Origin of the sequence: Providencia sp. PROV024 (genome assembly GCF_032709665.1) — a bacterium.
Lineage (GTDB): Bacteria > Pseudomonadota > Gammaproteobacteria > Enterobacterales > Enterobacteriaceae > Providencia > Providencia huashanensis.
Window position 1 is genome coordinate 3,319,610 of the sequence record NZ_CP120545.1, and the last position, 20,867, is coordinate 3,340,476.

Genomic DNA, 20,867 nt, shown 5'->3' on the forward strand with positions numbered 1-20,867 from the left:
TTAATGTCTATATTTGTCGCTAATTCAGCCCTTTTTTATGGACTCCATTAATCATCAAAGTTACTTTTTACGATACGAATAAATAACCGCTAACGTGCCCGAAAATCATCATTCCCTCGCGCGCGCGTACTGGTCTCGAAAGTCTGGATTTTCTCGCGCGTGCGCGTACTTCTCCATTAATCATCAAAGTTCACGCTGTAACTTCTCAATTATCGCCTGTCTCACGAACTCTGCACGATTGCCAGCCCTGATATAGTTTATCAATATATGCTCGTCTACTGCGTCAATAACGGATTGCTCACACGTTACGATTAGGCGCGTTGTTGGCGTACCGTTAAAGTAGCGATTGCGTTTTTTCTTAATACTTTGCTGCATGTGCTCAATCTCTATAACGTTATATTTACTGTGGGTCTGCTGGGGCTGGTTCTTCCTGATTTCGGAGTAAGTTACACCCGCCAAGCAAAACGCTAAGTTCATTCCCTTTGCGCTTATCCTGGATAGCAATTAGCGCCCCATCTTCCGCGTTAAGAATATACATCATTGTAAAAGTGCTGTTTTTCTTTCCATAGATAGTTCCTGATGATCCCTTTTCCAGCAATGGCAATAAAGGCGTATTAAGTTCTTTACCATTATTTAGACTTACAAAAACATGCTTTCCCGTTCCGCCTTCTTGGTTTTCAACAACTACATTCGCCTGTCCAATAACTTTATCTGTATATTCTGACCAATTAGTTATGTCATTTGGCATTGGGTATATATTGCACATATACGCCCCTTGATATGAATTCAGGTTAAAGTTTTCATCTCGATATAACCCACTACCAGCGTTCGCAATTGTTGATGTTGTAATGCTGAATACTATCCCAATGAACAATCGTTTAAACATTTTACATTCTCTCTGAATTTGGTTTAATTAATTGTGCCATTGGGTATAGGTTATTTAAAGTTAATTAGTTCATTGTTGGAACTAGTTGATAAACTCTCCGCGTAGCTTCTTCAGCTGCCGATTCATTAACCCCTGATAATGTTGAAGCAGTGGTGTGTACTGTTATTCCCCCTACGTTAACATCCGTTTTGTTATTTGTGATTGTTTGGGCTTGTGATTTAAGCGCATTTGATTGATCTAAAAACCCCTTAGCCAAACCACTCACACCCGCTGCAAAAGGCGTTGATATCTGTTTGTTGAATGATTGGATATTGCTAATAGCGTTCTGAATAGGATCGCCAGTACCTTGAATGGCAGCCATTGATAGAGCATCCGAATATGGATATTTATTGCTATTTTCTACTTTCGACATCTCTTTGATCAAGGAATGCATGACAGTCGGATTATTCAAGTCTAAAACAGAGTCCACACCAACCCCCATTCTATCAGCGACAATTTTTGAATATCCAGCAGGGTCATTATCACCGTGACCTTTTGGTGCCCATTGATGGATAATATCCCAGACAGTTTGTAACTTTTTATATTCCGCTGCTGCTGATGTTCCATTGTAGTACATCATTAGCTGTCTAGAACTGGCTCTTATTCCATCATAAGGACTATCAAATTTAGCCCATCCGTTACCGTCATTTGATGCGCCTTTCTGTTTTGCATAGGCTAGGTTTAATGGACTGTTATACCTTAATCCTCTATCCTTATATTTTGATGAAACGTTTATATCATCACTCTTGCCACCAACTAACTTTTCATTAGCCTGATCTAATGAAAGTTCTCCTCTAGTAACTCTGGCAGCTAAAGAATCCCTTGTTACATCTCCTGTTGGTATATCCAATGTATCACTAGATAATAACTGACCGTTTCCTTTACCTCTGTTATCAATCCACTTGCCATCTTTCCAGTAAGCATCTCCGCCACCTCCTGAAAATGAATCCCAGAAATACCCCCACGTTGGCGCGGTTCTGGCACGCTGATATGCGTCATATTTGCCAAACAGTTTATTCAGCCCTTCATCTACTAACTCAGCACCAATATATGTCGCGCCTATCATTCCAGCGCCTTTTGCGAGCTTTGATGCGTTACCTGCCGCAACCCCAACGCCTTTAATGCCTTTGGTTACTTTACCTAGCGTTGCTAATAGGCTAGCAGCCCATTTAGTTCCGAACCACAAAGCAAACCCGCCTAGCGCCACTTTCCAAGTATCAAGATTTCCCTCTTGGTCGGTAAACCACTTGCCAATCTCCGTTTTTTTGAACCATTTTTCGAACTCTTCCAGTTTTTTCAGTATTGGGGTGATCGTGCTATCCCACTTTTTCCAATACTCACCAAGTAATGATTCGCCGCCTTCTTTCCACTTCTTGAAGTCATCATAGAGCAGCCATAGCCCCCCAGCCAACAGAAGTAGTGCTGCTGGCATAAGTCCGATAGCCCCAAACATGCCTAGGAACGCTGTCGCGGCTTTTAATACCAAGGGTATGAGGGTGATGCCTATCACTGCCCCCATAGCTTTAAACACCATGACGGCGGTATCTCGGTTCTTATTCAGGTAATTCAGGAAGCCAGACACTAGCTCAGAGAATTTCAGCGCATAAGGGATAACATAATTAGCCAGTAGCGTCTTTAATCCCTCCCATTGCTGACCTACTAGCGCATTTTGCTTATTCAGTTGCCGGCTAATCTCTAGCTCTTGTTCAGACGAAACCACGATGTCTTTTTGTAAGGCTAGATATTCCTCTACCTCTTTCCGCCCCTGTAGCAACATATTTATCGTGCCTTCGTCAAAGCCCATATTCTTAGCGAAGTTATAGGCTTGAGGTCTGGACATCTGAGACAGGCTATCGGCGACATCCAGCAAGATATCATCGAGGTTTCTTAGCTCTCCGCTATTTTTCATCACCCCCACATTCAGCGCGTTAAAGTACGGAAGGATTGAAGTATCCCCCATTGTAGCCAAATCCCACAATGATTTGCTTAATCCGCCCATACTGGCAGCCATGCCCTCTGCGCTGCCTCCTGCCATTTCTGCCGCACCTTGCCAGCGTTTAACAGTCGTCGCATTAACGCCTAGATTTTTACTCATGAAATTAAGCTGATCGTTAGCTTTGGCGGTATCGTCGATGAGTTTTTGTAGCCCTGATGAAACTAAGATTGTGCTAAATAGTGTAGCGAGGGCTTTAATTCCGTTATTGACTGACTTGGCGAACTCGTCTGTTTGCTCTTTCGCTTTTTTCTGCTGCTCTTTTGTACCCTTGAGCGTTTCGTTAACGTCGCCTAGTACGTCGTTTAATGAATCGATAGATTTCGATAACCGATCATTCTCATTCGTCGCATTCTTCGCATCGGCGGCAAAACTCGCCGAATCCAGTTTCAGCGATACCAGCAATGTATCTATTAACGTTGCCATTTATACCCCCTCACGGCGTAAAGCCTCATTGAGTAGCCCTCTAATTAGTTGCGTCATCGGAGCTTCATTAATTAAATAGTCCTTTTCCGCACGTTGTTGGCGAAACTTCTCTATACGCTCCAAAATCTCGCTATCAATTGATACAGCTTTGAACGTTCTTTTTTGCTTGCTCATGGTTATTTATCCACCCTGTTTTTATATACACTGCAATTTTAATTCAGATTAAAAAATAAACAATAAATTATTGCTATAACTGGACGTATAAATAGAAATATTTTCTACTCGCGCTCAATATTATGGAAATAAGACAACAAAAAAACCGACTATTTGAGTCGGCTTTTGTCTTGTATGTGATGATTGATTTTGAATTGCGGTATTACTTTCCGTTCCATTCCGCCAGCGTTTGTTCTGCTATGGCTTGCTGTTCTGGTGTGATTTCTCCGTTAGGTTGCCCGTGCATATCAAACCGATTGCCGCCCAGAGTAAGGGCTTTCAAATACGCCTTGCGACTGATGTATGAGCGTAATCCCTGTTTAATGTGGCACTCTGGGATATCCAGCCCTTTATCTTTAATCTCAGCAATCATAGCTTCCTTGATGCCAATCATTAGCGGCTTGGCTTCTGGCTCACTGAATAGCGTCCAGTGCTGCGCTATGCGGTCGATACGGTGCTGTTTCTTCCTCGCATGAACATCTACCTTATTTTTCTTTTTCGCTTGCTGTGGGGCTTCCTGTGGCATTTTAGCTTGTATGCTTTTTGGTGTGTTCGTCGCTGGTGGATTTGTTACGTTATTGTTATCTTTTCTTAATGATAAAGTCGCTCGGCTCATTCTCTCTTTTTCCTCAAAAAAACTTTTCTATTAAATACGCGATCAGGTGTTGGTTCAGTCGGTTCAGTTGGTTCAATTTGTAAAGATGATTGTTTTTAAAGTGTTTATTTAAAAATACTGAACCAACATTACCCTTGTTTGAACCAACATTTTTAACGGATGAACCAACATCAAACCTAAACATGCCAACCAGTGAAGAAATTCTCCAACCTTGAGTGTCGGTTCAAAATGTCACTTTGTCGGTTCAAAACAGCCCTTTGTTGGTTCAGTGTTGGTTCAAAAAATGGTGTTTTTTCCTTATAAATCAGTAAAACTTATCTACTGAACCAACTGAACCAACACTAAAACGATAAAATCACGCACATGAAAAAAATATCATGGGATTTTCATCCCTCCGCTAGTTGTTACTCAATTGTTATCTTCTTCGGTGCTGTCTGGTGCGAATTGCAAAACGTAAACATTAAATTGCCGTCCGTCTATGCGTGGGCTTTTTCGTTGATAACCTCTCCCACTGGTGGGCGGTGTTAACATGCCAGCCATTTTTAACGCCTCAGCAAATTGCTTGTAGTTAAACCCTGCCGCGATTTCTTTCTCAAAGGCGGATGGGAAGGTATAAAAGATTATCGGGTCATCCTCGTTACTGCCTTTCTTCCTATATCCTGCAAGGTCTCTAATCGGCAGATCCCGAACGTCATAAGGAATGGGCGCAAAACGGCTTAATCCATGAGCATTTAAAAACGCTTCGGCTTGCTCTTTGATTTGCTCAAACTCTTTGTTGCCTGTACCGAATTCTGCAACCCACACGTTGAAGATAGCTTGAACCACATCCCGACAATCCTGCTCATTCCAGCCTGTGATAACACTCCCCATTAACAAGGCAGCTTCCAGCGTAGCAAATCGGTCACTCGCTCGGTGTACTTGCTCCCCGTAACTGCTAGGGATTAACTTACTCCAGCGTTGCTGCGCGGCTCGGTAGGTTTCTTTGGCTTCGTCTTTATGGCTTGATAGATATTCAATCCAGTAACGCCCTGCTGCCCCGTAGCTATCACGACAATTCACCTTGATTAAATCCGCGTGGGCTTTCCCTGTTTCACAACCGTGTAATTCAGTGGCGCGTTCCATTGGAATATTGAGTAATCGCACTAATTGCCCTGCGTTGACCTTAATCCCTGCCATCGATAAAAAGGTTTCAATATCCTTCTCGCCAGTGCTAATCGCTACCGTTTTCCAGTTCTGAACCTGACGATTGCCACCCTCTTTCGCGCCTTGTATCTTGCCTTTGCCATTAAACAGGGTGTAAGCCGATTTGTAGACGTGTTTAGGGTCAGCCCCTTGTCCGACTTCATCTAAATATAAAAGCCCGTCATTGTGCGCTACCGCTTCGTTGGTCATGCCGTATTCAGTGCCATACCACGTTAAACGCTGTAAATCGGGTTCGCCATATAAACTCACTGCCATATCTGCGGCGGTGGTTTTCCCCGCGGTAGACTGTGCGTATAAGTGAAGCCCAAAACTGTCAGCCCCGACAATGCTTGTCATCGGCGCGGCGAGTGCTGCCCCAATCGCTATCATCATAAAACTGTTTCCGTTAGCTAATCGCGCTACGCCATTCCGCCAGCTTTCTACTGTTCCGCTTGTCTGGTAGGCGGTAGCGGCTGCGCTTTGTCCGTTAAAAAATATGGGTTGCTCGGGCGTGCCAATAATTGAGCCGTCTGGCATGATGTACGCGCCTTTGTGCCAACCTGATTTATTAGTGATACTCCAATTCTCTTTGAATGGCTGCCGCAATAGCCAATCAGAAAACGACTGCCTTAGCCCTGACTTGGTTGTGACAAATAACCCTGCGTTTTTCAATGTGCGCCATCCCTCACGCTCTCCAATGTCGCCTGTCGGTATTGCCTGCACGTTGTTATTCCCCCATTCAATAATCAAATACTCATGCCCCAAATCATTAACGCCTTTTGTAATGCGTTTTATGGCATTTGATAGCCATTGTTCATGATTGATGATTTCCCCTGTTTCCTTGTCCGCTTTAGGTGTAACTAGAAATACACCATCGTCACGTGACTCAATACGGGTTTTCATTGGATCGGTTGGTTTTACTGTTTCAGTAACGTTTTCCTTTGCCGTTTCAGTCAATGTCATCTCACTCATTGCCTCGTCTCCTTGTGGCTGATATATTCCCTCGCTGAAAGCAGAGGCAGTAGCTTTCCTCTCTCTGGATTGCAGGTAATCGTTCCAATCTCCCTGACAAGGTGGAATTGAAACATAGCCACTCACTTCTCTCGCTGCGGCTTCTGCTTTCACCTTCCCCGTATTGACCTCATTTTTACTGTCATTATCTCCAGCAATGATAATTTGGCTCTCTGGGTACTTCGTCCGCATCACCTTAGCCACATGAGTTAAGTTACCCGCATCAATTGCCGCGACTGTGTGCGCTTCTGGTTGGATTAACTGGCACGTCATGGCGGTTGCCAATCCCTCGGCAATAATCACCGTAGAAACGTTTACAGGCTCATTGATAGGGTAATAGCTGCCATTCTTCGTACTATCGAGTAATAGCCGTTTCTCGCCATTGGGTTTAATGGTCTGTGCGGCGGTTATTGTGCCGTCAGTGTCTATCAATGGAATAATCAGCGAACCATCGGCTAATAGGGTCACGGTGGTACTCTCAAAACCTTTCGCTTTCAGGTATTCAGATTCGCCCTTTTTAGCGTTGGCAATAGTGCGGCTGTATCGCGCTGTAAAGCGTTTATGCTTCTCTATCTGCTCGTTAGCTTGGTTCTGGGCTTGCTGCGCTTTCAATGCGTCCTGTTGCGCCTTTACCTCATGGCTACGGTAGGCTGGTGGATTATCTGAACGGGTATCAATACCAATCATGCCAGCCACCTCATAAGCGGCTTCTGTCACGCTACCACCCAGAACACGCTGAACTAAGTCCAACCCATCACCCGAGCCGCACTGACTACAAATAAACGTGCCGTTGCCGTCTTTGTCATCAAATCTAAAACGGTCTTTACCGCCACAATGAGGACAAGCCGTGTGCGTGTTTAGGGGCACTTCCGCCCCAAGGTTAGATAATATGTTTTGCCATTGCCCGTTGGCTTTCAGCTTCACATCACGGATAACATCAATCGGCTTCATTGAAACTCTCCTTGTTCGGCTAAAGTATTACCCATGTCATTAATCATGCTTTTCCATATTTCGCGCCCGTAGCCTGTAATAACGCCATTTATCACACAAACTTTTAAGACTTGTACGGCGGCTTTTTTCCATGCTTTTTTTTCTTGTTTCAAGGCGTTCAATAAGTAACTGTCTACCAGCAAGCGAACACTTTTCGCACCGTCGCTAATGGCGACCTCAATCACTTTATTACCCACGTTCATTGTGAAGTAATCGCCACCATTACGGGCTTTAATATCCTGATAGATTGCCTCTGCGTACCGGTTTGCCAGTGAATTAACTTTAAAGGTTGTGATTATCATGTCATTGGCTCCCTAGTGAACGGTGACGGTGTCTTTAAAGTCACCATCTTCTATCATTCGAATGAGATCATCGTGAAGCATCGATAGCCCCTCTCGACCTCTATCTGATAGCCGACAGCCTTGTTTTGGCTCAAGATTGATAAAATCACGATACATACGTAAAGCCATTGCAGGAGCATACTTAGGCTCATAATGTTCATAAGCAATACTCTCAACATGATTTGCTAATAACATTCGCTCACTGGAGGCATAAATAGTTAAAGCGGCGTGCTCATTGCGATACACTGCGGCGGTAACCACTCCGCCTTTCCCATCGTCAGCATAATGAAACCCGTTATGATCGGCTTGTTCCATAACAAATGAGGCTGCGACAATCCAACGCCAAAGAATGACCGTTTGCTCAATCGTAGATTTAAAGAAGCCGTTAACCTCTCCCTTACTAATAGCGAGAACTAACTCAAAACCCAAAATCAAATTGCCATCAAAGATGCCATTATTCAGTGCGTCCAATGCTTCGCTGTAGCTGATCGCCTCTTGATTCGCTGCGGTAGTAATGAGAATTACGCCCTGTTCGCTGTGCTCAAATGCGTTAATGTTTGTAATATTCATCGGTTCGCCTCCGCTACTGCTACCTTGTAAGCTCTCAACACATGCGAGGACTTACCTGTAATCACTGTTTTAATCACTAACCCGCGCTTTGTGCTGGCTGTTACATGGGTTTTAAGTAGTGCCGTTTCCACAACGCGACGATGTTTTTTATATTGAAATAGATTGCTGGTTACGGTGATTTTGGCGACTGCGCCACTGTCAAAATAATTAAGTTTCATTATTTTCCCTCTGCCGCTTCGTTCATTTCATCCCTAATCGAATAAACAACGGTCAATACCGCCCAGATCATGTTTCTGGTTTCTTCGCATCCCTCTGCTTCCAGCCACGTAGAAAGTAAAGTAATCAGCATTAATACTTTTGCTTGGTGCGGCTCTAGTAACATTTCTACTTCACGCTTTTGTTCCTGAGTCATTACTTCACCTCACGCACATAGTTAATTCGGATATCGGTTAAACCGTCACGTTGCGCTTCTCGCATCACTTGCGATTGTGCGTCTTTCTGGGTGGCAGATATCACCTGCTTACAAATACCTAGCGTTAACCCTTTCGGTGTTGTGCCATACCCTGCTATTTGAAACGTTCTCATGAGCGGTAATCCCCCATATCCTGAATGTGTAGCTGTGAGGCTTGTTCAATGGCTATTACCATTGGTTTAAGTGCTTTCTTCTCCTTGCGGCGTAGGTTCATGGCATAACTGCCGCGCCTACCGTGACCTTGATAAGAGTCAGCTTCTAAACTGCTAATCAAGTTTTGAGCCTCACTAATTGGCATGGCTTCAAGTTCCGCCAGCGTGGGGATTTGAATGTGCTTAATTTCGGGGAACTCAGACAAACGAAAGTAGCTGTTAACCATTGAGCGTTGAACCTGCCACGACAAATCATCGGTAAATGGCTTGGCAACCATCAAATAACCTGACTCAGTGATAAGCATTAACTCTTTTGCCTTACCGCCTATCTCTAGTTCGGGTAACTCGGTACGTATTACGTACTTAGTGAGCAAAAAGTAATCTACCCCATCAATGAAGTGCTTTTTATGTGTGTTGAATGTGCGCTTTGCTGTACCTTTCGGGCGTTGGTGTACCTCGTCAATCATGGCAAAGGTCACAACTCGCTTACCTTGATACATGAATGGGCTTAGGCTGGTGGCATTGATAGTGACCAGTCTCATTTCATCACCTCCGCTAACCTAGTGATTTCTTTCCCTTGAGCACATACAAGGCGATTAACTGCTCTTAGTAGAAAATGTGTATCTGTATCAGCTTCATTCTCTACAGCCGTTAATAATGGGATTAATAATGCTTGGAGTTCTTCGTTGATGTGTTCGACTTCTTCTAAGGTAGATAAGTGACCAACTTTTAATTTGATTGTTTTCATTTGGTCGCCTCCTCGAGGGATTCGGATATTTCACAGCTTAAATCGCAAGCAATAGAAATGAGATCCACCAACTCACTCGAACAGTTCCCTTGAGCCTGTTCTAATATCGTTGTGATTAATGAATTGGCTTGCTGTGCCTTGTATGCGGCTACATCTAAAGAAATTGGTTTGCTCATTCCTTACACTCCTGTGCTGCCACATCGTTCAAGAATGCCGCTACATCACCGGATAATTCCGTCATAAGTGAGGAAATAGCGACGATATCGCTTGGTGTAAAATTGCGAGGATAATTAGGAAGCATCAGGCTAATCAGTTCTAGCTGTTGTGCTTTTTCAGCTGCTTGATGGATAGTGATATCTGCGCTCATGCTGTCACCTCCTGAGCGGGTAAGCGCCCAGCGAATGACAGAATGTAATCACGTACAAGCATGAGTCTTGCATCGTGTTCGTTCGATGCTGTAACAGCAATGCGACAAGGTTTAGCGGTAGTATCTGAGCGTTTAATGCTCAAAAACAGGAATTTAAATTGAGTTTGGGTAGGGGTTGCCATCATAACGATGATCTCCAGTAACTTTGTTAAGGAGTCACCACTAGAAACGCCAATTTCGGGGGTGGTGACGACAGTAGAGTTGGCGTTACTGGAGTTACTGGAATCCAGCCAACCTTGCGGTTGCTCTGCTGCCGCCACCATAGATTCAGCGCGATATAATACCGCATTTAATGGGTGTGCGTAGGCATGGACACAAAAAAAGACGCAAGGCGCGTCATGTGTCGCCAGTAACTGATTCAGAACGCCAATTCCGGCACTAGATTTTGCTAGTGCGTTTTTACTATAGCCAACAATCACCCATAAGCGCAAGTGATGTATTGCACATTTTTGTATTAACTCAAGGTTATTACCTTTACCAATAACAAGATGAATACTATTCTCATAGTTCTCACTTGCTCGATATTCAATATCGACGTTCCCGAGGGTAGCCGATTGGCTGCCCTTTTTTATGGACTCAAAAAACTCTTCGTGTTCCTTTTTTATGGACTGACAAAACTCAATTCTGCCTTGTGTAGTGACCCCGATTAAACCTTGCCAATGAGGATAATTAGCCTCTTTAGAAAGGTGAGAAAAGCCACCTTTAGCAAATGGTGTAAATTCTCCACGTTTTAGATTGGCAAAATGTTTTGCTGATTGACCTGAGAAATATTCCCCAAATTTATTTCCCGTAAATTTGGGTGATTGATTGGCGTAAATTTTCGCTGATACATCGGCTAAAGTTTTAGCCAGTTGCTGAGCCAAAATATTAACCGAGTAACCAGACGAAAATTTGTCTGATTGGTTGCCGGTAATACCGTAGTTTAAAGCTACGGTAATCGGCTGATTAGTGTACGTTGAACTTACGTTATTACCTGCCAGTAGGGAATCACTCTCTTGGTAGGCAATATTCACCCAATCGGGTGTTAATTGATTAATATTTGAACTTTGATACAGCGCTTTGGGTGTACCAAACATTTGTAAGTTAATAGCCATCATTAGTGGATTTCTCCATCAAGAAAATCAGGCTGGTACTTTTTCCACAACTCGCGTTCTTCACGCTGTAAATCAGCTTTCTTTTGCTTACAGGATTGCAGATCACGCCCATGTTTTGAGGCTGTAATTTGGTATTGTTGCTGACGCTTGGTAAAGTCATTTAACGCTGAGAATGGCACACCATACGCGCCAGTTTTACGGATAGATGGGATTACGTCACGGAATACCCAATTAGTAAAACGATGCGCAAATGTGCCTTTAGTGGTTGCCTTACGGCTACGGGCAATCAGTTTATAAAATCCAGACTCAGAAATAATATTCAACTTCTGATTACCGCCAAGGGTGTAAATTAAACTTACATCCTTTTCGTCCTCATCTAGAGCCAGCAAAGCAGCCCTTGAGTTAGTTAATTGTAGAGCATCACAAACATCTTTAGCGACGAACCACGGCTCGTTATTAATTTTAACTATCCGTACCTCTACCCCCTCAAATCGAATAACGGAAATATCATCTGAGTTGATATTTAAAATAGTCTCGTCGCTGAATTTTGGATGAGCGAATCCACCAGCATTTAAGCTGTTATTTTTTAGTTTCATTTTCTTATTCCGTTATTTTGTCGGGTAGAGGCTTAAAATGTTATTTACGAGTGCTTTATCTAGCGTCTGGTAATTACCTTGTTCAGCGCGCTCATTGATTAAATTGATAACCTTCTGCGCATCCTGAGCCGTCTTAAAGCGGTAACGGTAGTGTGACCCGATACCATCAGGATTGGGCTCATCAATGCGTTCCAGTTCGATATTTAATAAACGTTCCAATTCATTTGGATAATTACGACCTGACGATAAACGACAATGAATTAATATTTCATTCTCTGTAAATCCATTAATGCCTGTACCTAACATATATAAACGGGCGCGGTGTTTTTTCGGTGGGTTCTTTGGTAGAATAGACGATGCTACGTTATTCTGAGAAGCCGCCTGTGACGGGTGGTTTTTCTTTTCCATTATGCCACCTCGCCAGTACGTGATTCAGCAATCTTATTTGCTACCCACTCATCCACTTCTGACTCAACGAAAGCAATAGAACGAGTACCGATTTTTACTGATTTCGGGAATTGTCCTGTTTCGATAAGGCGATAAATCCACGCTTTACCATAGCCAGTACGACGCATAACTTCAGGTAAACGAATGAGGTTTTCTTTTAAGGTTGTTGCTGTTGGCATTATGCCCCCCTGTTATCTAGTTAATGATACGCCTTAGTAGACGTTCGTAGATCTCAGGATGGAATATACTTCGTTGAATTAGGTGTTTTCGTAATATTACAAAAATAGTTCGTAATATTACGAGTCAATATTTTTAAGCCAGCCAGAAACAGCGTTTCCGCTAGGTAATGAGAGGTTCAATGAGTCGAATTCTGTTCTAATTACTCCTCTTGGATTTTCAATATGAGGACGGGGGTTATCAGCAACATCCTTGCCATACTTAGTAAAAAGTAAACCGTAAATAAATTGAGCTTGTGCGTTTTGTGTTTTTAATGAAATCTTTTTTTGGGGATCTCGACTCTCAGAGAAAAATGATTCTATATCTTCCATCTTAATTGCAAAATATGCATTCTGAGGCAAGCTCGTGCAGGGAATAAAGCTATTTTCCATTTTGCCATGGCGAACTTCATCTCGGATATTTTTCAACTTTTCTATATGCCCAGAAAGAAAACCACTTCCCTCACCATCCTGTGATTGACTTAATTTGATTAACTCCAGCAACTCTTTTTCAACATCAAACCCAGTGATTAGTTGATATTTTTTTGTTGGTTCAGCGATGACGATCCCTTTTATGTCATATAACGAGCGTGTTGGCATAGGTAATTGTTCTTCTTGCGAATATATTCTTTCCGCTTCATGTTTTGCTATACCTGTAGGCAAAGCTGACCATAAACTAGAAACTCTCATGATTTGATTATCAATAGGTGTGGCGTGAGGTACTAATGTATTAGGCAATATTGGCTCTTGGCTTAATAGCTTACGATTATCGGAAAGAGCAGTTTCTGTTTCAGACAAAACATAAGAAAGTGGTCTGTCTGTAATATCAACAGCTCTAACAAAAACTGGGGTATGAAAAAAAACTGAGGGTCTAATTACGCCATCAGCAATCAATCGCGCAACATCAGATAATCTAATTTCATTTTTTAATTTCTTACTTAAAAAACGAGATGTTTCTTTAAGTGTTAGCCATTTTCGGCTAGCTAATATATCCACGCCTCATCTCCCTGAGTTTCCATGTGGTCTATTACCGTCTATCAAATAATACTAAAGTAAAGTGTATCGTATATCTGCGTATTATCAAGTGTACTAATCAGATGGTAATTGTGGATAACTTCTGTAAAATTTTAAATATTTATTGCAATAACAACTAGTTCCAGCATAAAAAAAACCAGACATTTTACTGTCTGGTTCAGTATGCGATCGCTGGCTACTTAAGCACGTTTAAAGTTACCGTGTACAACATTATCGCCGTTCTCTAATGCGTCCATGTAATCAGAGTACCATTGAAGCATTTCTCTACGTCCATCAATATACTGAGCATGGTTATACGTTCCACGAATAGAGTTCTTATCAACGTGTGCTAGCTGTGTCTCAATCCATGCAGTGTTATAGCCTTGTTCGTGTAGGATGGTGCTCATTGTATGCCTGAATCCGTGGCCTGTGGCTCTACCATCATAACCAATACGCTTTATGACCTGATTTATTGCTGCTTCACTCATTGGTTTAGAAGCATCATTCCTGCCATGAAAGATATATTTAAACTTTCCTGTTATGGTTTGTATTTCTTTGAATAACTCTAACGCCTGTGTAGATAATGGCACCATATGAGGTCGACGCATTTTCATACGTTCTTTTGGTATTTCCCAAATAGCCTTATCGAAATCTATTTCTGGCCATTCAGCAGCTCTTAGTTCAATAGTACGAACACCTGTTATCATCAATAGCTTGGTCGCAATCTGAGTGATCTTACTTCCACTACATACAGATAGTGCCTGTAAAAAATCAGGTAATTCATTAACGTTTAAATGGGGGAAGTGTTTTGCTTTTGGTGTAGACAGTGCGCCAGCTAATTCTGATGCAGGGTTATACTCTGCCCGCCCCGTCACAATTGCATAACGGAATACTTGGTTACATGCCTGTCTTATCTTTTTTAGTTTATCCAACACACCGCGCTTTTCTAGCTTTCGAAGCACTTCTAACATGTCTAGTGGCTTAATTTCCGTAATGCTAGCTTTACCAATGTAAGGGAAGATATCTTTCTGGAAGGCTTCTAATAAGTCATCAGCATAACCTTGCGACCAATTCGGCTTTTTATAGTCATGCCATTCAAGTGTGATTTTCTCAAAGCTATTGTTGACCTGAGACTCTTTTTCTCGCTTTTCGGCTTTCTTTACCAACGATGGATCATCACCTAACGCTAATATGCGCTTGGCTTCTTCTCTTTTCGCCCTAGCCTGTGCAAGTGATATTGATGGATATACACCTAAAGCCAGTCTTTTCTCTTTGCCGGCATACCTATATTTCATACGCCAATATTTAGAGCCATTCGGAGCAACTTCTAAATACATGCCACCACCGTCAGACAGTTTATACGCTTTCTCTTTTGGCTTGGAAGTTTCGACTTGTCTGGCTGTTAGCTTCATTTGGGGGCACCGATTTTCATTGAACGGGGTAATGCCCCCAATTATGCCCCCACATAGCTGTAGATTTCAATAGACGAGAGTAGACCTTGGGATACTATGTATTCTTGCAGATACTGATTTTATAAGGGTTTTATGGGCTATTGTAGACGTTGAAATACTTGAGAATGGTACGCCCTACAGGATTCGAACCTGTGACCTACGGCTTAGAAGGCCGTTGCTCTATCCAACTGAGCTAAGGGCGCATTGATAATGCAGGTAGCCTATATGGCTGATGGCGTTGAATTATACGGTTGCTGAGCGCCGAGTCAATGGCTTTTCGCTACTAAAATTACTAGATGCTCAATTTATGTAACAGTTTGAACTGACAATAGTGTGAAGTTCTGACAAAATAGAGATATTACCGTGTCTCATATATGGATTAAGTTACAGATGTTAGCAAAAATTATTGATGGGAAAACGATTGCGCAGACAATTAGGCAAGAAGTTGCCCAAAAAGTACAGTTACGTTTAGAACAAGGAAAACGCGCTCCAGGGCTTGCCGTTATTTTAGTCGGTGCCAACCCTGCCTCGCAAATCTATGTTGGCAGTAAGCGTCGTGCTTGTGAAGAAGTCGGTTTTATTTCGCGTTCCTATGATTTACCTGATACAACGTCAGAAGCGGAATTACTAAAACTGATTGACGATTTAAACCAAGATACCCAAATTGATGGGATCTTAGTTCAATTGCCATTACCTGCGGGCATTGATAACGTTAAAGTTATTGAACGCATTCATCCAGACAAAGATGTTGATGGCTTCCACCCCTACAATGTGGGTCGCCTTTGCCAGCGAGCACCTCGCTTACGCCCTTGCACACCAAGGGGCATCGTTACGTTGCTAGAACGCTATAATATCAATACACACGGTTTAAATGCCGTTATTATTGGCGCATCTAACATCGTTGGTCGCCCAATGAGCCTAGAGCTACTATTAGCAGGTTGCACCACAACCGTTACCCATCGTTTTACCCAAGACTTAGAACAACATGTGCGCAATGCGGACTTACTTGTTGTTGCGGTTGGTAAGCCTAATTTTATTCCAGGAGAGTGGATTAAACCTGGTGCTATCGTTGTTGATGTTGGTATTAACCGTTTAGAAAATGGTAAAGTAACAGGGGATATTGATTTTGATGAGGCGTCAAAACGCGCATCTTGGATAACCCCCGTTCCCGGTGGAGTTGGGCCAATGACCGTAGCAACCCTGATTCAAAACACGTTACAAGCGTGTGAAGAGTACCACGATATTTAATGTAATCTGGAGCAACAATGGAAATTTTCAATCTTGATGGGCATCCGCACGTCGAACTGTGCGATTTGCTAAAAATTCAAGGCTGGGCTGAAAGTGGCGCAATGGCTAAAGCAATGATTGCTGATGGCTTAGTACAAGTCGACGGCGTCGTTGAAACACGTAAACGCTGCAAAATTTTGGCTGGAAAAACCGTTTCAATGGGTAGTGAAACAGTCAGAGTTGAAGAATAGTTTATTTGGGTAAGCTGAGCCATTCAGCTTACCCACCTCCCTCTTTACCCCCATCATAACAACCCTTTATCTGTTAGCTCATTTCCAAGTAAACCATCAACAATTTATTTTGAGATATTTTTTACCCCCTGCCCCCTGCCTTTTAAAAAAAACATTATTCTTTGTTTCTGATAATAAAATAATTTCAGCAACACTTCAGCTCGCAATAAAACTCTCCTTATAAAACGTATTTATTTAAGTTAAAAAATTTAACTTAGATCTCAATTTCAACATAATTTTCTTCTATTCCATAGACAAGACTAAACGATTCAGCTATCGTTGTTAACGATAACATGATTAACAAACAATCAGATCTGCTCGTAAGCATTCTTTCTGGCTGGTCCGGTTATCACTAAATAATCAGGAGAAATTATGTTTAGCCTATCAATTAATGATATCCATCTTGCTGCATCAGCAACTGACAAAAAGAGTGCCATTGAACAAGTGGCTCTAGCATTAGAAAACTCAGGTTATGTTAAAAGTGGTTATGTACAAGGGATGCTTAATCGAGAACTGCAAGCCCCCACTTTTTTAGGCAATGGGATTGCTATTCCCCATGGGACAACAGACACTCGAGACCAAGTATTAAAAACGGGTTTCTCTGTATTCCAATTTCCTCATGGTGTTGAATGGGGCGATGGGCAAACTGCTTACATTGTCATTGGTATTGCTGCTCAATCTAATGAACATTTAGAATTGCTTCGCCAATTGACCCACGTTATTAGTGATGAAAATATTGCGCAAGCAATGGTAAAGGCAAATACACCTAAAGCACTAAAGCAATTATTAATGGGAGAAAGCCAAATTCAGCCATTAAAATTTGACGATACGATGGTTACTATTAATGCCCATGCAGATAATATTAATACACTGAAGATACAAAATATTATTAACCTACAAAATGCCCAAATAGTGAGTACTGACTTTATTACGCAAGTGCTCACTGAAACACCTTATTACCTTGGACAAGGTATTTGGCTAAGTGATAGCCCTGTTGGGAACATTCAAAATGGTATTGCGTTATCGGTCGCCAAAAACACCTTTCATTTTCAAGAGCATCCAGTCAAAGCCTTAATCACCATTTCTTATGCGAATAACCAAGTTGAGTCATTTCTATCAAAAGTAAGTCAGTTATTACAAAACCAACAAATCAGTCATATTTTAAAAAATGATAACGTTAACTCTTTAGTTTCACGCTTTACAAATGAACAAAACACAAACTCCCCTTCCCCCTCCGATTCACTTATAGAACCAAGCCAGTCTGGGATCACTCAAGATTTTACCATTATGAATCCACATGGCTTGCATACTCGTCCAAGTACCCTGTTAGTCAGCACTATTAAAAAATTCGAAAGCACAATCACCGTCAGTAACCTTGATGGGACAGCTGTACCTGTTAATGGGCGTAGTTTAATGAAAATAGTCAGTTTAGGCGCTAAATGTGGCCATCGTTTACGAATTCACGCAGAAGGAGTTGATGCACAGCAAGCGATAAGCACGATTGGCGAAGCCATTAATTCCGGACTTGGAGAACAAATTCCATGAGTAGAAGAGTTGCAACTATCACTTTAAACCCAGCTTATGACTTAGTTGGTCTGTTAACTGATATCCATCGTGGTGATGTGAATTTAGTTAAAACTGCAGGTCTTCACGCAGCAGGAAAAGGGATCAATGTCGCCAAAGTACTTAAAAATTTAGATATTGATGTCACCGTCGGTGGTTTTTTAGGAAAAGAAAACCAAGATGGCTTTCAAAAAGTCTTTAGTGAAACGGGTATCGCGAATCGCTTCCAAGTCGTTGAAGGACGTACACGAATTAATGTGAAACTCACAGAGCAAGCTGGGTCTGTGACTGATTTCAATTTTTCAGGTTTTAGCATTACCAAAGCAGATTGGCAGCGTTTCGTAACAGACTCACTAAGCTGGGCTGGGCAATTCGATATGATTTGTGTTAGCGGAAGTTTACCTCAAGGCGTCGACTTAAATGATTTTACCCAATGGATGCGCCGCCTGCGTGAACAATGCATGTGTGTGATTTTTGATAGTAGCCGCGAAGCCTTTGTCGCAGGCTTAAAAGCATTACCTTGGCTAGTCAAACCCAATCACCGTGAATTAGAAATTTGGGCAGGCAGAGCACTATCTACCCATCAAGAAATTGTTGAGGCCGCGAATCAGCTCCGGCAGCAAGGTATTGCCCATGTTGTCGTTTCTTTGGGTGAAGAAGGTGCTATGTGGGTTAACGCATCAGGGGCTTGGTTTGCAAAACCACCTAAATGCGAAGTTATCAGTACTGTTGGTGCCGGAGACTCCATGGTTGGCGGGCTAATCTATGGCTTATTAATGAGCCAAACTAGTGAACATACCTTACGTCTTGCTACAGCGGTATCCGCACTCGCAGTCTCACAACCTAATGTCGGTGTTACTAACAGAGCTCAACTTGCACGCATGATGGCTCAAATTGACTTACAGCCGTTTACAGTAGAATAAGGGTAAACATGATGAAAATACTAATCGCTCCGAGTCATCAACAAGGTCCTGCTATTGTCTGGCTGGCTATTGATGCCTTAAAAAAAATATCTGCTAGCCAAAATATTACGTTTACAGAACAACTTTCAGATGCCGATATTATCATTTGTTTTGAAAATCAACTACCTGATAACTTTCCTTACATTGATAAAAAAGTTTATTTTGGCCTTCCTGAGCACGCAATTAGGCAACCTGCTGAATTTCTTTCAGCAGCTCTTAGCCAAGCTATATTCTTAACAGAAAATGCTTCAGCACCTTCTCATTCATCTCCTCTATCTGTTCTGGCAGTTACCGCCTGCCCTACAGGGGTTGCACATACCTATATGTCAGCAGAAGCTCTTGAAACTGAAGCCAAAAAACGTGGCTGGCATATAAAAGTAGAAACTCGAGGTTCCGTCGGTGTAGGAAACGAAATTACACCAGAAGAAATAGAACGGGCCGATCTTGTTATCGTCGCGGCAGACATTGAAGTCAATGTTGATAAATTTGCGGGGAAAAAAATGTACCGCACCTCCACCAGTGCGGCATTGAAAAAAACAGCTCAAGTAATGGATAAAGCTATAGAAGAAGCGAGTCTATTCACGCCACAATGTGGAACCCCCTCCTCGCAATCACATAAAACCAATGAAAAACGTGGAATATATAAACACTTACTCACTGGAGTGTCTTATATGCTTCCGATGGTTGTTGCCGGAGGTCTGTGCACCGCACTCTCATTTGCGTTTGGTTTGGACGCTTCCAACATTGAAGGGTCACTGGCTTGGGCACTTAGCCTAATTGGTGGACAAACAGCTCTCGCGTTGATGGTGCCAGTGCTATCCGGTTATATCGCCTACTCTATTGCTGATAGGACTGGTTTAACGCCAGGTCTAGTCGGCGGTGTACTTGCAACCACTTTAGGTGCTGGGTTCTTAGGTGGAATTATTTCTGGCTTCCTTGCGGGTTACAGTGCTCATTTTATTAGTACTCGATTAAAATTACCGCAAACAATGGAGGCACTAAAACCAATTTTAATCGTGCCACTAATTTCTACCTTAGTGACCGGCCTAGCCATGATCTATGTAATAGGGCATCCCGTCGCTTGGTTAATGGATTGGCTAACAAACTGGCTAAATACGATGGGAACCACCAATGCCGTGATCTTAGGGGCGATTCTCGGTGCAATGATGTGCACTGACATGGGAGGCCCGGTCAATAAAGCTGCCTATGCTTTTGGTGTGGGACTGTTAAGTTCACAAACTTATGCGCCAATGGCAGCGATTATGGCAGCAGGAATGGTTCCCCCTCTAGCAATGGGTATTGCAACCTTTTTGGCTCGTCATAAATTTGTTCCAGCGGAACGTGAGGCAGGCAAAGCTTCATTTGTTCTAGGATTATGCTTTATTTCTGAAGGAGCCATTCCCTTTGCAGCAAAAGACCCTATCCGTGTTCTCCCTGTTTGTATCATTGGTGGCGCAATAACTGGAGCGTTATCCATGTACTTTGGTATTCAGTTGATGGCACCTCACGGGGGTCTATTTGTGCTGTTAATACCCGGAGCCATTAATCATGTATTGATGTATTTATTCGCGATAGTAGTTGGCACAGTGGTTTCAGGTGTGCTTTATGCCATTGTCAAAAAAGCAACCCCTAAAGAAGCTCAACAAGAAATGGCAAGTATCGCTTAGTCATACCAATTTAAGTTCCATTCCTAGTCCCTGTTGGTAGTCTTATTCCCCCCTTAATTGGGGGGCTTTTATCTAGAACAAAATAAAAACGGTTAGATATCACTACCTAACCGCTTAAATATCTAACGCTTTATTTTTAACTCAATTTATATTTGAAATAAAACTTATATTAATATGCTGAATATTTAATGTTATTGCTAGGCACCGAACGCGGATAACTTGGGGAGCATACAAAAGTATGTGACCCAAGTAGCCAAGTGATGGCAACACCGCCA

General features: G+C 42.4%; 25 protein-coding genes and 1 tRNA gene. 5 read left to right on the forward strand and 21 right to left on the reverse strand.

The window, feature by feature from the left end:
• Positions 1-400: 400 nt before the first annotated feature.
• The 21 genes from P3L56_RS15410 to P3L56_RS15510 form a co-directional block, all read right to left on the reverse strand.
• On the reverse strand, positions 401-766 hold the full coding sequence (locus tag P3L56_RS15410; protein WP_270103630.1) for a hypothetical protein: 366 nt from the start codon (positions 764-766) through the stop codon (positions 401-403).
• 184 nt (positions 767-950) lie between these two features.
• Positions 951-3,344 carry a hypothetical protein gene (locus tag P3L56_RS15415; protein ID WP_270103631.1) on the reverse strand — a complete coding sequence of 798 codons (2,394 nt, stop codon included), beginning with the start codon at positions 3,342-3,344 and terminating at the stop codon, positions 951-953.
• Positions 3,345-3,518 carry a 3-hydroxybutyryl-CoA dehydrogenase gene (locus tag P3L56_RS15420; protein ID WP_080675951.1) on the reverse strand — a complete coding sequence of 58 codons (174 nt, stop codon included), beginning with the start codon at positions 3,516-3,518 and terminating at the stop codon, positions 3,345-3,347.
• Positions 3,519-3,720: 202 nt separating this feature from the next.
• Entirely contained in the window at positions 3,721-4,173 is a 453-nt protein-coding gene (locus P3L56_RS15425) for a ProQ/FINO family protein (protein ID WP_036983504.1), read from the reverse strand.
• A gap of 408 nt (positions 4,174-4,581) precedes the next feature.
• Positions 4,582-7,317, reverse strand: coding sequence for a TOPRIM and DUF927 domain-containing protein (locus P3L56_RS15430; RefSeq protein WP_036983503.1), 2,736 nt, complete (start codon positions 7,315-7,317; stop codon positions 4,582-4,584).
• Positions 7,314-7,658 (reverse strand): hypothetical protein, encoded by a 345-nt coding sequence (locus tag P3L56_RS15435; protein ID WP_270103632.1) that lies wholly within the window; start codon positions 7,656-7,658, stop codon positions 7,314-7,316. The genes P3L56_RS15430 and P3L56_RS15435 overlap by 4 nt, the downstream gene beginning before the upstream one ends.
• Positions 7,659-7,670: 12 nt before the next feature.
• On the reverse strand, positions 7,671-8,267 hold the full coding sequence (locus P3L56_RS15440; protein WP_270103633.1) for a hypothetical protein: 597 nt from the start codon (positions 8,265-8,267) through the stop codon (positions 7,671-7,673).
• Positions 8,264-8,485 carry a hypothetical protein gene (locus tag P3L56_RS15445; protein ID WP_036983501.1) on the reverse strand — a complete coding sequence of 74 codons (222 nt, stop codon included), beginning with the start codon at positions 8,483-8,485 and terminating at the stop codon, positions 8,264-8,266. The genes P3L56_RS15440 and P3L56_RS15445 overlap by 4 nt, the downstream gene beginning before the upstream one ends.
• Positions 8,485-8,679, reverse strand: coding sequence for a hypothetical protein (locus P3L56_RS15450; protein ID WP_036951649.1), 195 nt, complete (start codon positions 8,677-8,679; stop codon positions 8,485-8,487). Before P3L56_RS15450 ends, P3L56_RS15445 begins: the two co-directional genes overlap by 1 nt.
• Positions 8,679-8,852 carry a hypothetical protein gene (locus P3L56_RS15455; protein ID WP_165906921.1) on the reverse strand — a complete coding sequence of 58 codons (174 nt, stop codon included), beginning with the start codon at positions 8,850-8,852 and terminating at the stop codon, positions 8,679-8,681. Before P3L56_RS15455 ends, P3L56_RS15450 begins: the two co-directional genes overlap by 1 nt.
• Positions 8,849-9,433 (reverse strand): ORF6N domain-containing protein, encoded by a 585-nt coding sequence (locus P3L56_RS15460; protein ID WP_270103634.1) that lies wholly within the window; start codon positions 9,431-9,433, stop codon positions 8,849-8,851. The genes P3L56_RS15455 and P3L56_RS15460 overlap by 4 nt, the downstream gene beginning before the upstream one ends.
• A complete protein-coding gene (locus tag P3L56_RS15465; RefSeq protein ID WP_036983530.1) occupies positions 9,430-9,639 on the reverse strand; it encodes a hypothetical protein in 210 nt (69 codons plus the stop codon). The genes P3L56_RS15460 and P3L56_RS15465 overlap by 4 nt, the downstream gene beginning before the upstream one ends.
• On the reverse strand, positions 9,636-9,815 hold the full coding sequence (locus P3L56_RS15470; protein ID WP_036983499.1) for a hypothetical protein: 180 nt from the start codon (positions 9,813-9,815) through the stop codon (positions 9,636-9,638). The genes P3L56_RS15465 and P3L56_RS15470 overlap by 4 nt, the downstream gene beginning before the upstream one ends.
• Entirely contained in the window at positions 9,812-10,006 is a 195-nt protein-coding gene (locus P3L56_RS15475; protein ID WP_036983497.1) for a hypothetical protein, read from the reverse strand. Before P3L56_RS15475 ends, P3L56_RS15470 begins: the two co-directional genes overlap by 4 nt.
• Positions 10,003-11,163 carry a host cell division inhibitor Icd-like protein gene (locus tag P3L56_RS15480; protein ID WP_270103635.1) on the reverse strand — a complete coding sequence of 387 codons (1,161 nt, stop codon included), beginning with the start codon at positions 11,161-11,163 and terminating at the stop codon, positions 10,003-10,005. The genes P3L56_RS15475 and P3L56_RS15480 overlap by 4 nt, the downstream gene beginning before the upstream one ends.
• Positions 11,163-11,756, reverse strand: a complete 594-nt coding sequence (locus P3L56_RS15485) for a Bro-N domain-containing protein (RefSeq protein WP_270103636.1) — start codon at positions 11,754-11,756, stop codon at positions 11,163-11,165. Before P3L56_RS15485 ends, P3L56_RS15480 begins: the two co-directional genes overlap by 1 nt.
• 12 nt (positions 11,757-11,768) lie before the next feature.
• Positions 11,769-12,164: a hypothetical protein gene (locus P3L56_RS15490; RefSeq protein ID WP_270103637.1), complete on the reverse strand. Its 396-nt coding sequence runs from the start codon at positions 12,162-12,164 to the stop codon at positions 11,769-11,771.
• Positions 12,164-12,382, reverse strand: coding sequence for a helix-turn-helix transcriptional regulator (locus tag P3L56_RS15495; protein WP_270103638.1), 219 nt, complete (start codon positions 12,380-12,382; stop codon positions 12,164-12,166). The genes P3L56_RS15490 and P3L56_RS15495 overlap by 1 nt, the downstream gene beginning before the upstream one ends.
• A 117-nt stretch (positions 12,383-12,499) precedes the next feature.
• Positions 12,500-13,414: a hypothetical protein gene (locus tag P3L56_RS15500; RefSeq protein ID WP_270103639.1), complete on the reverse strand. Its 915-nt coding sequence runs from the start codon at positions 13,412-13,414 to the stop codon at positions 12,500-12,502.
• Positions 13,415-13,632: 218 nt separating this feature from the next.
• Positions 13,633-14,844, reverse strand: a complete 1,212-nt coding sequence (locus P3L56_RS15505) for a tyrosine-type recombinase/integrase (protein ID WP_270103640.1) — start codon at positions 14,842-14,844, stop codon at positions 13,633-13,635.
• 165 nt (positions 14,845-15,009) lie between these two features.
• Positions 15,010-15,086, reverse strand: a tRNA-Arg gene (locus P3L56_RS15510).
• Between the two features lie 187 nt (positions 15,087-15,273).
• Here P3L56_RS15510 and folD point away from each other — a divergent pair.
• The 5 genes from folD to fruA all read left to right on the forward strand — a co-directional run bounded on the left by folD (position 15,274) and on the right by fruA (position 20,592).
• Positions 15,274-16,131, forward strand: a complete 858-nt coding sequence (folD, locus tag P3L56_RS15515) for a bifunctional methylenetetrahydrofolate dehydrogenase/methenyltetrahydrofolate cyclohydrolase FolD (RefSeq protein WP_042845338.1) — start codon at positions 15,274-15,276, stop codon at positions 16,129-16,131.
• Positions 16,132-16,148: 17 nt separating this feature from the next.
• The gene (gene ybcJ, locus P3L56_RS15520) at positions 16,149-16,361 is read left to right on the forward strand and encodes a ribosome-associated protein YbcJ (RefSeq protein ID WP_071548520.1); all 213 of its coding nucleotides are present in this window, start codon (positions 16,149-16,151) and stop codon (positions 16,359-16,361) included.
• A 411-nt stretch (positions 16,362-16,772) separates the two neighbouring features.
• On the forward strand, positions 16,773-17,945 hold the full coding sequence (gene fruB / locus P3L56_RS15525; RefSeq protein ID WP_166686108.1) for a fused PTS fructose transporter subunit IIA/HPr protein: 1,173 nt from the start codon (positions 16,773-16,775) through the stop codon (positions 17,943-17,945).
• Entirely contained in the window at positions 17,942-18,886 is a 945-nt protein-coding gene (gene fruK / locus P3L56_RS15530; RefSeq protein ID WP_042845343.1) for a 1-phosphofructokinase, read from the forward strand. The genes fruB and fruK overlap by 4 nt, the downstream gene beginning before the upstream one ends.
• 11 nt (positions 18,887-18,897) lie before the next feature.
• Positions 18,898-20,592, forward strand: a complete 1,695-nt coding sequence (gene fruA, locus P3L56_RS15535; protein ID WP_210831715.1) for a PTS fructose transporter subunit IIBC — start codon at positions 18,898-18,900, stop codon at positions 20,590-20,592.
• Positions 20,593-20,867 lie beyond the last annotated feature (275 nt).

Excerpts from the sequence above, each read along its gene's own strand:
- P3L56_RS15505 (WP_270103640.1), bottom strand. The coding sequence starts at position 14,844 with ATGAAGCTAACAGCCAGACAAGTCGAAACTTCCAAGCCAAAAGAGAAA.
- P3L56_RS15475 (WP_036983497.1), bottom strand. The coding sequence starts at position 10,006 with ATGAGCGCAGATATCACTATCCATCAAGCAGCTGAAAAAGCACAACAG.
- folD (WP_042845338.1), top strand. The coding sequence starts at position 15,274 with ATGTTAGCAAAAATTATTGATGGGAAAACGATTGCGCAGACAATTAGG.
- P3L56_RS15420 (WP_080675951.1), bottom strand. The coding sequence starts at position 3,518 with ATGAGCAAGCAAAAAAGAACGTTCAAAGCTGTATCAATTGATAGCGAG.
- P3L56_RS15460 (WP_270103634.1), bottom strand. The coding sequence starts at position 9,433 with ATGAGACTGGTCACTATCAATGCCACCAGCCTAAGCCCATTCATGTAT.
- fruK (WP_042845343.1), top strand. The coding sequence starts at position 17,942 with ATGAGTAGAAGAGTTGCAACTATCACTTTAAACCCAGCTTATGACTTA.
- ybcJ (WP_071548520.1), top strand. The coding sequence starts at position 16,149 with ATGGAAATTTTCAATCTTGATGGGCATCCGCACGTCGAACTGTGCGAT.
- P3L56_RS15455 (WP_165906921.1), bottom strand. The coding sequence starts at position 8,852 with ATGAGAACGTTTCAAATAGCAGGGTATGGCACAACACCGAAAGGGTTA.
- P3L56_RS15495 (WP_270103638.1), bottom strand. The coding sequence starts at position 12,382 with ATGCCAACAGCAACAACCTTAAAAGAAAACCTCATTCGTTTACCTGAA.
- P3L56_RS15425 (WP_036983504.1), bottom strand. The coding sequence starts at position 4,173 with ATGAGCCGAGCGACTTTATCATTAAGAAAAGATAACAATAACGTAACA.
- P3L56_RS15485 (WP_270103636.1), bottom strand. The coding sequence starts at position 11,756 with ATGAAACTAAAAAATAACAGCTTAAATGCTGGTGGATTCGCTCATCCA.
- P3L56_RS15450 (WP_036951649.1), bottom strand. The coding sequence starts at position 8,679 with ATGACTCAGGAACAAAAGCGTGAAGTAGAAATGTTACTAGAGCCGCAC.
- P3L56_RS15435 (WP_270103632.1), bottom strand. The coding sequence starts at position 7,658 with ATGATAATCACAACCTTTAAAGTTAATTCACTGGCAAACCGGTACGCA.
- P3L56_RS15490 (WP_270103637.1), bottom strand. The coding sequence starts at position 12,164 with ATGGAAAAGAAAAACCACCCGTCACAGGCGGCTTCTCAGAATAACGTA.
- P3L56_RS15480 (WP_270103635.1), bottom strand. The coding sequence starts at position 11,163 with ATGATGGCTATTAACTTACAAATGTTTGGTACACCCAAAGCGCTGTAT.
- P3L56_RS15445 (WP_036983501.1), bottom strand. The coding sequence starts at position 8,485 with ATGAAACTTAATTATTTTGACAGTGGCGCAGTCGCCAAAATCACCGTA.
- P3L56_RS15440 (WP_270103633.1), bottom strand. The coding sequence starts at position 8,267 with ATGAATATTACAAACATTAACGCATTTGAGCACAGCGAACAGGGCGTA.
- P3L56_RS15430 (WP_036983503.1), bottom strand. The coding sequence starts at position 7,317 with ATGAAGCCGATTGATGTTATCCGTGATGTGAAGCTGAAAGCCAACGGG.
- P3L56_RS15415 (WP_270103631.1), bottom strand. The coding sequence starts at position 3,344 with ATGGCAACGTTAATAGATACATTGCTGGTATCGCTGAAACTGGATTCG.
- fruB (WP_166686108.1), top strand. The coding sequence starts at position 16,773 with ATGTTTAGCCTATCAATTAATGATATCCATCTTGCTGCATCAGCAACT.
- fruA (WP_210831715.1), top strand. The coding sequence starts at position 18,898 with ATGAAAATACTAATCGCTCCGAGTCATCAACAAGGTCCTGCTATTGTC.
- P3L56_RS15410 (WP_270103630.1), bottom strand. The coding sequence starts at position 766 with ATGTGCAATATATACCCAATGCCAAATGACATAACTAATTGGTCAGAA.
- P3L56_RS15465 (WP_036983530.1), bottom strand. The coding sequence starts at position 9,639 with ATGAAAACAATCAAATTAAAAGTTGGTCACTTATCTACCTTAGAAGAA.
- P3L56_RS15470 (WP_036983499.1), bottom strand. The coding sequence starts at position 9,815 with ATGAGCAAACCAATTTCTTTAGATGTAGCCGCATACAAGGCACAGCAA.